The sequence below is a fragment of the Mucilaginibacter ginsenosidivorax genome (assembly GCF_007971525.1).
GTDB classification, from domain to species: domain Bacteria; phylum Bacteroidota; class Bacteroidia; order Sphingobacteriales; family Sphingobacteriaceae; genus Mucilaginibacter; species Mucilaginibacter ginsenosidivorax.
Window position 1 is genome coordinate 5,151,241 of the sequence record NZ_CP042437.1, and the last position, 13,275, is coordinate 5,164,515.

8 protein-coding genes are annotated in these 13,275 nt (G+C 42.0%); 6 read left to right on the forward strand and 2 right to left on the reverse strand.

The features are described from left to right. Positions 1-40 precede the first annotated feature (40 nt). The 5 genes from FSB76_RS21685 (at position 41) to FSB76_RS21705 (ending at position 7,394) form a co-directional block, all read left to right on the forward strand. Positions 41-3,802 (forward strand): SusC/RagA family TonB-linked outer membrane protein, encoded by a 3,762-nt coding sequence (locus FSB76_RS21685; protein WP_147057053.1) that lies wholly within the window; start codon positions 41-43, stop codon positions 3,800-3,802. 30 nt (positions 3,803-3,832) lie between these two features. Next, positions 3,833-5,476, forward strand: a complete 1,644-nt coding sequence (locus FSB76_RS21690) for a SusD/RagB family nutrient-binding outer membrane lipoprotein (RefSeq protein ID WP_147057055.1) — start codon at positions 3,833-3,835, stop codon at positions 5,474-5,476. Between the two features lie 270 nt (positions 5,477-5,746). Continuing rightward, on the forward strand, positions 5,747-6,490 hold the full coding sequence (locus tag FSB76_RS21695) for an isocitrate lyase/PEP mutase family protein (protein WP_147057057.1): 744 nt from the start codon (positions 5,747-5,749) through the stop codon (positions 6,488-6,490). Positions 6,491-6,521: 31 nt separating this feature from the next. Further along, on the forward strand, positions 6,522-7,139 hold the full coding sequence (locus FSB76_RS21700; RefSeq protein WP_147057059.1) for a DinB family protein: 618 nt from the start codon (positions 6,522-6,524) through the stop codon (positions 7,137-7,139). Positions 7,140-7,166: 27 nt separating this feature from the next. Next, a complete protein-coding gene (locus tag FSB76_RS21705; RefSeq protein WP_192910093.1) occupies positions 7,167-7,394 on the forward strand; it encodes a hypothetical protein in 228 nt (75 codons plus the stop codon). Positions 7,395-7,527: 133 nt separating this feature from the next. Here the strand turns inward: FSB76_RS21705 and FSB76_RS21710 are convergent, their stop codons facing one another. Next, positions 7,528-8,685, reverse strand: coding sequence for a DUF1624 domain-containing protein (locus FSB76_RS21710; protein WP_147057061.1), 1,158 nt, complete (start codon positions 8,683-8,685; stop codon positions 7,528-7,530). Positions 8,686-8,960: 275 nt separating this feature from the next. On the opposite strand from FSB76_RS21710, the gene FSB76_RS21715 reads away from it, so the two are divergent. Beyond that, complete coding sequence (locus FSB76_RS21715; RefSeq protein WP_147057063.1) at positions 8,961-9,764, forward strand: hypothetical protein; 804 nt, start codon at positions 8,961-8,963, stop codon at positions 9,762-9,764. Positions 9,765-10,090: 326 nt separating this feature from the next. On the opposite strand, the gene FSB76_RS21720 is transcribed toward FSB76_RS21715, so the two are convergent. Beyond that, the gene (locus FSB76_RS21720) at positions 10,091-12,919 is read right to left on the reverse strand and encodes an Hsp70 family protein (protein ID WP_147057065.1); all 2,829 of its coding nucleotides are present in this window, start codon (positions 12,917-12,919) and stop codon (positions 10,091-10,093) included. Positions 12,920-13,275 lie beyond the last annotated feature (356 nt).

Consider the following 13,275-nt stretch of genomic DNA (forward strand, 5'->3'; position numbering starts at 1 on the left):
ATTGCTTTGAACCAATATTTCACGTAAAACAGACATTCAAATGTATAAAAAGTTCAACGGATTTTTTTGTACCCGGAAGGGGTATATCCGCAAATTCCTGCTGATTATGAGACTTACCTCTATTATTTTGACGGTTACCATCTTACATGTTAGCGCATTGAGCATTGCTCAAAAAATTACCTACAAAAATAACTCCGCATCGCTTGAACAAATTTTCAAGGAGATAAGGAAGCAAACTGGCTATAATGTTCTTGTTGCATCCAATAAAATTAAAAACATCCAGCCGCAGGCGGTAGATTTTATAAACACGCCACTGGCCGATGTTTTAGATAAAGTGCTGAATGGGCAATCGCTAACTTACAGTATCGACGATAAAACTATATTGATCCGATACGAGCAAAAAATAAAAAAAGACGCGGCGGATGAAGCTCCGCCTATTACCGGAAAAGTAGTTGATTCAACCGGGATGCCCCTTCCCGGCGCTTCCGTCGGCCTGAAGGGAACAACCAATGGCACGCAAACCGATGTAAATGGTAACTTTAGCTTGAACGCGTCGCCGGGCGATGTTTTAATTATAAGGTATGTTGGCTATGAAGGCAAGGAAATAAAAGTAGGCACCAGTACAAATTTGGTTATCGAACTTAAAAAAAGCGCAGGTTCGTTAAATGAAGTAGTTGTTACCGCTTTGGGTATAAAACGCGAAGCAAGGTCATTAGGCTACGCAGCGCAGACAATATCAGGTGCTGATATGAATAAAGTTAACCCGCCAAATATAGCATCCGGCTTAATGGGCAAAATAGCAGGCTTGAATATTACCCAGCCAAACGGTGTGGAAGGTTCTTCAAACCGCATCGTTATCAGGGGTAATAACAACCTGGCCGGGAATAACCAGGCGCTGATAGTGGTTGATAATGTTATTATTGATAATGAACCCGTACAGCCCAAAGGAGGAGTACAATCTTTCAATGATGCCTTATCACTAAGTAATGGCGGTACCGACGTTTCGCAACCGCCCGTAGATAACGGATCTTTTTTAAACAGCCTGAACCCCGACGACATCGAAAGCCTTGATGTGTTGAAAGGCCCAACCGCGGCAGCATTATATGGTGCACGCGGCGCCAATGGCGTAATACTTATCGTGACTAAAAAAGGCAACAAAAAGAAAGGTTTTGGGGTTGATTATGGTTACACCTATCGTGCTAATGATCCTTACCGCTTTATAAAAACGCAAAGTGAATACGGTAACGGCATGACAGAAGACCTTTACTCGGCAAATCCTTTCTTTTATAAAGATGCCAATGGTAAAGACAGGCAGGAACAAATAGGCGGCGACCCGTATGGCCCCCTGGGCAATATACCTGGGGCTTATGTTAGCCCTGGTGTATCCAGTGCTGCCGGCGGTCCGTTTTATAATTATATCGGTTTTCCTGGCGATGGTGCATCATGGGGGCCCAAAATGGAAGGGCAGCCGCTTGTTTGGTGGGATGGTACAACCAGGCCTTATACCGGCAATTCAAATATTTTTAAAAGCTTTTACAGAACCGGTAATACGCAAACCCATAACATAGCCCTTTCGGGCGGTGGCGAACTCGGAACCCTGCGCGTTTCCTATACCCGCTCAACAAATGAGGCTATTACTTACAATAGTCATAACGCCACTAACACATTTAATATTGGCTCATCAATAAACATCAGCCCTAAAGTTAAGGTTGATGCTACAGCCAGTTATATTAACCTGACCAAATTTAACCCACCAAATATATATGGTGAAAACGGCGGCGCAGGTAATATAGGCCTGGGCTATATGACTGTGTACAATTTACCTGCAGATTATAAGCCAATTGAAAGAGGGCTGACTACCCTGCCCGACGGATCACAAAATCCGATACTAAAGCAATCGCCGTTTGAGTATGGGCAGCAATATTACTGGTGGAATACTTTTAATGATATTACAACGCTTACACAAAACCAGTTTGTGGGCTCCATATCATTAAATGCCGAAGTTACACCCTGGTTAAAGGCAGTGGGCAACGTTGGTTTGGATTATTACACCAACGAGTACGTAACTAAAAATTATCCTACAGATGCCGCAGGATTAGTTGGCAGCTACGGATATGACCTGGCCAAAAATGCCACCAACAACCTCGACGGTCGTTTGATATTTCATAAAAACAGGTTACTTCCCGATTTTAATGCAAGTCTTTCGGTAGGTGCAAGGCACTACTACCGTAACATGTATGATATTGCTCAAACTAATCCCGGGCCATTTAATTACCCGTTTTTATTTAACCTGAGCAACTACGCCGGCAATTCAGCAACGGCACTTAATGCGTCAGAAAACAGGTATGTGCAGCAAATAAATACAGTTTATGGCTTGCTTAACCTTTCTTACAAAAATTACCTGTTTTTGGACCTGGCCGGAACAAATGACTGGTCATCTACCTTACGCCCAACAAACTGGAGTTATTTTTACCCATCGGCAAGTTTAAGCTTTGTGTTTACCGATGCGTTTGATATGAGTTCGGTAAAAAGCTGGCTTACTTACGGAAAGATACGTGTAAGCGAGGCCAAAAGTGCAAATGCCTATTTGCCTTATCAAAACGGATTTACCTACCGTCCAACTTCAGGCACGCCAGGTTTCACAACCGGGTTGAATTTGCCAGGTTCGTACCCTACCAACATCCAACCACAACGCTCCCGTTCGTTTGAAATCGGGCCCGACCTTGGTTTTTTTAATGACAGGTTGGATGTAAATTTCACTTACTATAACACCTACTCAGACAACCAGGAAATAACCATTCCTGTAGCCGGTTCGTCAGGAGTTCCAAACGTTTTAATAAACTCGGGCGCGTTACGCAACAGGGGTTTTGAATTAACCGTGAATGCGAAAGTGATTAAATCAAGTGATTTTTCATGGAATGTAACACTGAACGCGGCACATAATCAAAATAAAGTTGTCGCACTTGAGCCGGGCCTTAACTCATTGCAGTTAGGTTCGTGGTTTGGCAGCAATGGGGTTTTGATGAAAGTTGACGTAGGCCAAAATTATGGCAGCATTTATGGCTTAGATTATAAATATACACGTGATGGCCAAAAGATTGTTAACCTGATATACGCCGATGGCACCAACACCGGCAATGGCGCCGTACTGGGCTCACAATACGCCACATCAGACAATATGGTTAAAATAGGCGATGCTACGCCAAAACTTACAGGCGGTATTTCGCAGAGTTTCCGTTACAAAAACTTTAGCTTATACGTTTTGACAGACTTTAAAGTGGGCGGACAGATCTGGTCTGGCGACTATGCTACCTTGATGGGGCAGGGTATGGCTCCCGAAACTGTTTACGAAAGGGACGGACACGGCTTAGCTTATACCTATCCCGATGGAACAAAGGCCAACGTTGGTGTAATTTTACCTGGCGTGGTGCAGGGCTCAACAGCGGGTACCTATACACCAAACACCAATGTGGTAAATGCATGGTGGAAATACGCGGGTAATTATCAATCATGGGATAATGATCCTATTGTACGCACCAACTCTATATTCAATGATTCATGGGGTAAGCTGCGTGAAGTGTCAATCACTTATAACCTGCCGAAAGAATTTGTACAAAAAACAAAAATGCTCCAAACCCTGTCGGTATCGTTAATCGGCCGCGACCTGTTTTACTTGTTCAATACCTTACCCGACAGGATAAACCCTGAAAGTGTTGTAGGTACCGGAAACGTTCAGGGTATTCAGTTTGGTGGCTTACCTGGCGTACGCTCCTACGGTTTTTCGGTAAAAGCGGGATTTTAATAGGATTGTTAAAAATTAAGAACGAAACTTATGATTAAGTATCATGATATAAAACGATGGACAATGGTGGTAACTACTATATTGTTCATTACTGCAGTTCTTGCGTCATGTACCAAGAATTTTCAAAAGGAAAACGCGCCTTATAGCGGTCCGGCATCGGCCACCCTGCAACAGCTTTACACAGGTATCGGCGCTAACCTCGATCGTGCGGCTAACATCGGCAACTGGGCCGAAGCAAGATGGCTGTACCCCGTAACCCAGCTGGGCGCAGTATATGCCGTATCTGATTTCGGTTTTGTAGAAGGGCAAAACTGGAGCCTGTTTTACTCCAATTTACCGGCTATGGATCAAATGCTTACCACCATGGCCAGTAGTCCCGATTCGGCAACATACACAAATGCTATAGGTATGGTAAAAGTATTGCGGGCTTACGAGGCGCTTGAAGTATCCAACCTCTATGGCGATATGCCATATTCTAAAGCAGGAAAGGCATTTTCGGGCTCTACTGCCGATCTTAAAGTGCCGTATGATAAACAGCAGGCTGTATATTTATCCTGCCTGGCCGATCTTACCTGGGCTGCAAACCACTTTACTAACAGTAGCACCCAGTTTTCGTTTGGTTCGGAGTTTCTTTTAAACAATAATATCGACCAATGGAAAGCGTTTGCCAATTCGCTGCGTTTGCGTTACGCGCTTACCATGTATGATAAGGACAATACAGATGCGGCGCCGATAATAGCCGATGCCATAGCCAAACTATCCAGCAACCCGCTCACCGATGTTGTTGGCTTTAAACAAGCCAATGTTCCGGGCATATCCTTTGATATCGACGGAGCAGGAAGAGGGTTCTTCTTCCACCAGGAAAGCCGCGCAAGAATGGGCAGCACCCTATGGAACTTATTCAGCAACAATAATAACATCAATGGCAGCGGAATATTTGACTTAAGGTGTAAAATATTCTTTGAAGCCAACGGGGCAGGTAACTGGGTGCCTTACCCGCAAAACCCGGCTACCCCTATAACAGATGGCGGCGACCCTTATAATGTCGAAAGAGATGCTGATAATAAAGGTTGGGCAGCTCATAAAGATGGCAATTTGTACTCCGATTATAATTATTACTGGGGCAGGGATGGCATTGTTTCCGGCTCAACCGGCGCATGTCCCGAAATTTTCATTACCCCGGCCGAGGTACACTTTTTAAAAGCAGAAGTGTACGCACGTGGCATTGCGGGTGTAGCGCAAAGCACATCGTCGGCACAAGCTGAATATAATGCAGGCGTTACCGCATCACTTACCTTCTGGAATAGTGTTGCGTACAATTCATCCGTTTGGGTTGTAAACAAGCCTGCTTCAGAAACACCATCTACAGCAACAATCAACGCTATACTGGCCAACCCGAAAGTTGCTTTTAACTCCGCAAATGCGCTCAGTTTGATCTATGCGCAGGAGTGGGTTGACATGTTCCGCCAGCCCTGGTTAGCATGGACCCTGCTAAGAAGAACGGGCGGCGCAACGCCGATGGATACCAGTAACCCGGCGGGCTATAAACAAAATTATGGCAGCCTGCAACGTTACCAATACCCGGCTGATGAAGCGCAGCTGAACACCGCCAACTGGAAAGCAGCAACCGGTGGCAGTGATCTTACCAGCACAAAAATCTGGATTACCAAATAAGAAAATGCAAAACTGCATTACACCGAATAACACCAATGTGGTTGTAGTATTTGATACATCTTTATCACTTTAGCATGTGTTTGGTGTAATAAAAATTTGATTTAGTTGACTATAATGTATGAGCCGTCCTGTTAGCAGGGCGGCTTTTTTAGTTTGAAGTAGCTGTAATTGCGCCAGCTACTAATGTCCAAATCACCCCGCTATAATGTCTAATTTGCACCCTTTTAATTGCAGGAAACAACATAAGTTTGTATATATAACAAATAAGGTATGACTCATTACCAAACCTTTTACCAGCTGCATCATCAGCCGGTTCCTTTTTTATTAGGTAACGCCTGGAACGCCAAAAGCGCCAAGCTAATACAACTTGCCGGTTTTGAGGCGATAGGTACTTCAAGTGGCGCAATTGCCGATTCAATGGGTTATGCCGATGGCGAGCAAATTCCTTTTAATGAATTGCTCTACATTGTTCAAAGGATCAAAGCCGCAACAGATCTTCCACTGTCTGTCGATTTTGAAAGAGGGTATAGTAATGATCTCGTGGTTATCAATCAACAAATTCAGCAACTGCTGGATATTGGGGTTGTTGGCATTAATCTGGAGGATGCCCAGGGCCAGGATATTTATTTGCGTAAACTGGACAGTATCAAAAACTACCTTGCCAAAACCAACCAGCAGCTATTTATAAATGCCCGCACCGATGTTTACCTGCAAAAACTGGCCTCGCCGCTCGAAACCGTTATCCTTAGGGCAGGGCTTTACCATGATGCCGGCGCCGATGGCCTTTTTGTTACCGGCATAGGCGATGCCGCAGTTATTAAACAAATCAGCATGGCGGTTTCCCTCCCTGTTAATGTTGTTGGTAACCCAAATCTGGCTACGGTTGAGGCATTGCAAATGGCCGGTGTAAAAAGGATCAGTATGGCAGTTTTTCCTTATAGGGCGGCTTATGGACACCTGGAGCAGGTAATTAAACAAGTAAATACTTCGCAATCACTCATGCCCTTATATTAGGGTAAAAATTATAAATTTTATACTTCAATCCATGAAACGTATCATCATCCTCACTTTGCTGTGCTTTACAGCATACCAATGCAGCGCGCAACAACAAACAAGCAACATGATAACCTCACAAGAAAGAGAAAAAGCTATGCAATTGCTCACCCAAACCGAATCTGGCGTTTTTGATGCCGTTAAAGGCTTGAGCGAGGCCCAGCTAAACTTTAAGCCGGCTGCTGATAAATGGAGCGTGGCCGACTGTATTAAACATATTGCCGCTGCCGAAAAAGAACTCTGGGCCATGGCCGAACCAACCTTAGCGCAACCGGCCAATTCCGAAAAAAGGGCCGAAATTAAATTTACCGACGACGACCTGATTAAGGCCGTGGAAGACCGCACACATAAATCCAAAACTTTCGCCGCGCTTGAGCCGGCAAATTCGCCCTACAAAACCGTTGCCGAAGCGCTCACCGCATTCAAATCCAATCGCGAAAAGCTGATAGCATTTATAAAAAACACTAAAACCGACCTGCGCAACCACGTGCTGGTATTGCCTGTTGGTACTTACGATAGTTACCAGTTCATCCTGCTGATAGCCGCCCACAGTAACCGCCATACCCAACAAATAAACGAGGTAAAGGGGGATGTTGGGTTCCCTAAATAACGGGCAGGTGCTTTAGTTATTGCCGTGTTGAAACGGACTATCAATGAAGCAATTTTGGATGCCAATGGCACAATAGATCCGCATAAAATACACCTGGAGGCCCGTTTAGTAAAAGCTTTTAGTGAAACCGATAAGATGAAAGAACTGGCTGATGCTACCATGGGTGACACCCACACCTTGCCCCTGCATTTAAAAGCCAGGCAATTGTTAGATGACGGGCGGGTAATAGGTGCCTGGAAAGTGTTGTTGATGTAGTTTATTTATTGCCCTTGTCATTGCGCTGCTGGCCAATTCTCTGACCAACCCTTATTACTATAGTTGGCAACTGTTAGGCCAGGCCTGCATGGACGGTTTTTTTGCTGATTTGCGACAACCGGATATCCCAATCCTATATATACGATAACCACCACCCGCTGTGGGTTTGCTTATATCGGCCATACTGACGGCAGGGGTAATACATCAGCGCAATAACGGCTATCCAGCACAGGTACACCCCCCAAAGCGGAATACCGAAACCAGGCGCGGCCCATACCGGTGCAGGCTTCTGAAAGTCAAGCGGAATGCGGGCGAGTATAACGCCCGCTACATTGATTATGCGCAGCAACACCAAATGTGCGATAAAATAAAAGTAAGGCACATTTCCATATACAGTGCAAAACCGGGTAACGCGGTTGCTTATGCCCTCCGTAACCGACAACAATAGCAATACCGGCCCAAGCGTCATCAACATAAACAGGAGCGAGGGCGTTTGCTTACTCACGTTCAGGAACGAAAGCAGGGTATGCGCGGTATTCTGCTGAACGGCCCAGGGTGCAGGATCGCCGTAATGATTGATGAGGCGCAAGGTAACAAACAGCACAATCAAGGCGCAGCCCGAAAGCTTTAATATTTTCTGTCGTTTTGCCGCATTATAGCCCTTTTTATAAAGATGGCCAAAAACGTAGCCTAACAACAAAGCCCCTGTCCACGGAATGGCGGCATAAATAGCAAATATAAACCGGTTGGCGCCAATAGGGATCAATGCCCCTACCCCATTCAGTAATAGCGTAGTAAGGTTGCCAGGAATGCCGTTCTTAGGCAAATCAACATTGTCAAGTAAATTATGGCCGGCAATAATCAGTATTGCAACCACGGCAATAAATTTTTTAGGTGCGCGAATGAGCAAGGCCAAAATAATCATGCCAAAGCCAATGGCCCATAAAACCTCCAGCACCGGGAAATGGTAATGCACATCAAAGCTAAAGATGAGGCTGATAATCAGCAGGTCGGATAATATGAGCCAGGTGCCTCGTTTTAGTAAAAAAGTGGTCATCTGGCCGGTTGTTCGGCGTTGCGCGGCAAGGCATGCCGATACGCCGCTCAAAAAAACGAAGGTGGGTGCGCAAAAATGTGTTATCCAACGGGTAAAAAACAGTATCACCGTGGTGCGCTGTACATCAAGCGGGGGCGGCCCGGCCAGGTGCAAAAAATCGCGGGTATGGTCAAGCGTCATGATAATCATGATTAATCCGCGCACAATGTCTATCGATTGTATCCGTTCTTTCATCAAAATAAAGATAGTACAAAACGTTAGCTTTTTTCCATAAGGGGAATGCGCCTTACCTTGATTTTAAACAAGTATTGTATGACGGCTTTTTGATACTTAATTATGTAAGCGGGAATAGGCATCTTAGCGTGGAGACTAAGGGCATCGTAATTTGAGGCAGAGAATCGACAGCGGGGGGACGCAATTCGGCATTGGAAAATTACGTATGAGCCAGCATATGGGCTCATATATTTGCTAACTTAGGAGGGGAATACAGGCGTAGTAATCGGTTAGTCATGAAAAATAAAGCGTTAATTGAATCTGGGGCAAAGACACTTTTTAGTTTGGTGCCTTTTGGTAGCCAATTGTTAAGTGAAGTCTTTTTTGACTATCGTAGTAGGGTTAAGCAAGACCGCTTAAATTCTTTTATTGAAGGAATAATTGATTATTTAAAAAGGAATGATATAGAGGCGATTTCAACAGAAATTCAAGAATCGGAAGATTTTGGCGATTTATTTGAGTCTGTTATTAGAAGAGTTATACAAACTAATTCAGCTGAAAGGATCTGTCGGTTCCGGAGTGTTGTTACTGACTATATAGCCAATCCTGTTAAAATTGACTACCGTGATACTTACCTGGACATCATTGAGCGGATCAACGGAACTCAAATAAAAATCCTCAAGGCACATGTCCAGATAGAGAATGATATTCGGTTGCTGCTTAGGCAACGTGATGGTTTGAGGGAAGAAATGCTAAAGCTAAATAATAAACTTGAAACCTTAGGCGACCTAAATGGAGACACAATAGGCGATCATTTTGATATTACCAGTTCAATAACATCAACAGACCACCAGCTGAAGAATGTTGAAAAGGAAATTGAACTTGATAGTATATTGAGGAAGCCAGCATATTATGGGGTTGAAAGTGGAGATTACTTGTTCCTAATACAAGATTTGTATGGCAAGGGTTTAATGGTGGACGAGGGTATCGGAGCATTAGATACGAAGCCCTTTGATAAGATGGCAATAACCGATTTTGGTAAAGGCTTTTTAAAATTCATAAACGAAACAGAATTGAGCAGCCACGGATACCCAAGCTGAGATTTTGAAAATCTCACCAGTGAAAAAACTTCTGCTCATTTTAATTCACTTTTACAAATTGCAACTTGACGCAAGTCTTGTGTAGAGCCCGGTGGGATGGGACTTGTGATTATCTCAACGTTTGCCAAGTCACAACTCAGCCCCGCTCAATTTGATTTCGAAAGCCTTGCGCCAAACGGGTAATTGTAAACTACAGGCACAGTGATTAGCCAGAGACATTCGAATAACGGAACTGTACGGAAAATGGGGCACCCGCTGCACTCTTGAGTCAACGGAAAGAATTCTACGGACAGCGAGGGACATCTGCCCAACCGAATACTATATGGTTATCGTTCTTTCAAAAGATTTGCTTCATGAAACAACTCACTACCAGAATTTATTTTTGAATGCATATTATCAATGTAACTGTGAATATCCTCAATTAACGTATTATAACCGAGATATTCCGCTGTTAATATTAAGTCATCAAGATCATTCACACTTAATTGACTCGGATCATTTTGATATGTAGTATATAAGGTATCAAAAGGGCCGAGAAGTTCAATTCTTGCTCCCTCATTTCCCAGTTCGATTTTATGTACAGAAATGATGACTTTTGCTGCAGTATTACCGAGGTCCGCTGCGATCTGCATATAATAGAAATATTCTGACGATTCAGGAGTCAGTGATTGGGCAACATTAAATGCATTAGTGTCGTTGGGATTGTTTTGATAAGCTTTTACTACATAATCATGCGCGATTTTTGTATACCCTGCATTATTTGCAAAGTATGAAATATCCGAATATTTATTGGGGTAATATTTAATAGTCGTTTCCATAGCCTCTTTGTAATTATTTGCTGATGTATGATATAATATTAAACTATCCACCAAATTAGTGATTTTTCTATCAGTCTTTTTTGCTCCTGCAGCTAAAAAATTATTGATTTCCCGTTCGACCTCTTTAACTGCACGTTTATATGGAGATAATACTTCATTAGCAAAAGGTGAAAAATGACGTACTTCCATTTGCTGATTATTACAAAGTACTTTAATAGTTACTATTTTATTTTGATTAATTTCTGCACTGATGGAAAAAATATCCTGTCTTTGAAAGCCATTTGGAGATTGGATAATGACATTTTGTAACATTTTTTCTTCCCCTGAAACATATAACGGTATTTCTATAATCCGCTGACCATTTATTTGTACGCCCAATGGATCTTTTATTGATTTGAACAGAGGAATTTCATCCCCTTGTTGTATCAAATTTAGGTGTTTTTTGCCTTGTAGAACTATCGAAATAGATTCGCTCACTATTGGTGCAATTGGTCGCTTGTTTAATCCTTGCGACAAAAGCGAATGAATAGTAGCGCCCTTAGAAACTTGTACCTGAATATCTCCAGGTATAAGAAAATTCGTAATTGGAAAATGTTCCCTTAGACTTTTTTCGATAAGAGGGTTTTTACATGAACCACCAACCAACAAAATATTATCGACATCGTTGGGTTGCATTTTCGCTTTTCGCAATGCAGAATTTATGACGTAATAAATCGAACTTTCATTTTTACCTGACGTATCAAGAAATTTCGTCATAATATTCTGAAACTCGTTTGTTGATATGCATTGTGACTCATAATTATATGATTTACCTTTATAGGTAAGAACTATCGGCACATCATAGCATAATGTCACATCTTTTCTTAGATAATCTTTTGATCGTTTTAATTTTTCACAAACTTTAATCTTTAATGCTTCGGCTGCAGGTTTTAATTTACCTTCAAAGAAATCTTCATATTCAGTATCGGTAATAATTTCAGGATCAAGGTTATGGCTTTCACAAAATTCAATAAAAAGTAATTCTTGTGCTATAGTACGATCAATGTCATCACCGCCAAGATGCTCAAACTTCGAGATAGCGATATTTTTTGAATAAAAACCTTGATTTTTTTTCCCGTATTCGAGAATGGAAATGTCGCAAGTACCTGCACCAAAATCAAAAACAAGAGTATGTTGGCGGTCTGGTTGGCCACCACTAAAGTCTTCCACTATGTTGTTTTCATGTAGATAATTTAAAAAGGCAGCATTTGGTTCGTCGATGAAGAGTTCTTCATGCTCTTCAAACCCCACTTCTTTGATTACCTCCAACAACTCTCTGCGTTGATTAGCTTCAAATGAAGCAGGAATACTTACTGAGAGTTTCAAATCCATTGAATACTGTTCCTGCTTGATATATTCAAAAATCCAATTTTTTATATTCTTTAAGAAAACAAGCGTAGCGTCTTTATCATTCAATATTTTCCAACCCGAAATTTGTCCTTTTAGGAGCGAGTTAGTGTAAATAGCCCCTTCATCTTTGCCGAGCCCCATTTTGAACGATGACCAGTAATTAACACCAGGTAACGTCGTACCTGCAAATTTTTTTATTTTAGCTTCCATGCCAATGGATAATTGATTTCCATGTAGGTCATAATATACAACTGAAGGTATCAAGTCAGTCCATTGTATACCGATTGGCGGCGTGGAAAACGAAAAAGAAATAGTTTCAATCTTTAACGCTTGGGTTTGTTCGTCGAGTTTTGCAATACTAACAACTGTCGTTGATGTACCAAAATCAAGTCCGATAAAAGTATGATTTCTTAAAAGGGATTTCTTAACATAATAATCATATCCTCCAATGTCAAACCGTAATTTCGTAATTAAAGGTTTAGAAGCTTCAATGTTTTTTCGCTCCCTTATAACATTAATTACTTTCTTTATGCCATCCACAACATTTAAAAATGCGGCATCCTCATTCTCCCAATAAGTACTACATATTGGTTTTGCGTCTTTAGGTAAACATTGCAATGATTTAAATTCGGCTAATTGCCAGTCACAAAATCGAAGGATTATCGGAATCACAATTGATTTTTTTTGACGATGAAGTTCGAGCCCGCGTTGAACTTCGATATCAAGGCAGTAAGATGACGCTAAAAAGTCCGGGCTAATAAGTAAAAGAATGATATCTGCATTTTCAAGTTCAGAATTAATTTTATAATCCCAATTCTCTCCCCCTAAGATTTTTCTATCATGCCAATCTGTTATGTATTTGGCATTTTTTAACATCGCAAGATGGATTTCCAACCGTTCTCGTAATGATTCATCTCTGTGACAATATGAATAGAATATCTTTAGCATGTAATTGGAATATAAGGTTTATTATTTCGGGCTAATAGTAAAGAAACAAAAATAAACTTGATAATTGATTTTCAAATAAATAAACGCTATTATTAAATATTTTCGTTTTAATCCCGTTTTTAGAAGTCTCCGACTTTCTACTTCTATGCCTGTAGTTTACAATCACAATAATCTGGTTATATATTCACCCCACCAGCAAATCACGATTTTGTCGTAAACCCTAACCCTCAATTCCCCCATCCCCGTTAGCGATTGAAACGGATACCGGCCTGCATCTAATGCCTTGTGCGCGTATGAGTGTAAAGCGCGGGCCGCAGGCAACGGCGGGAAAGAGTCAAGAGATTAGAATCAAGAAT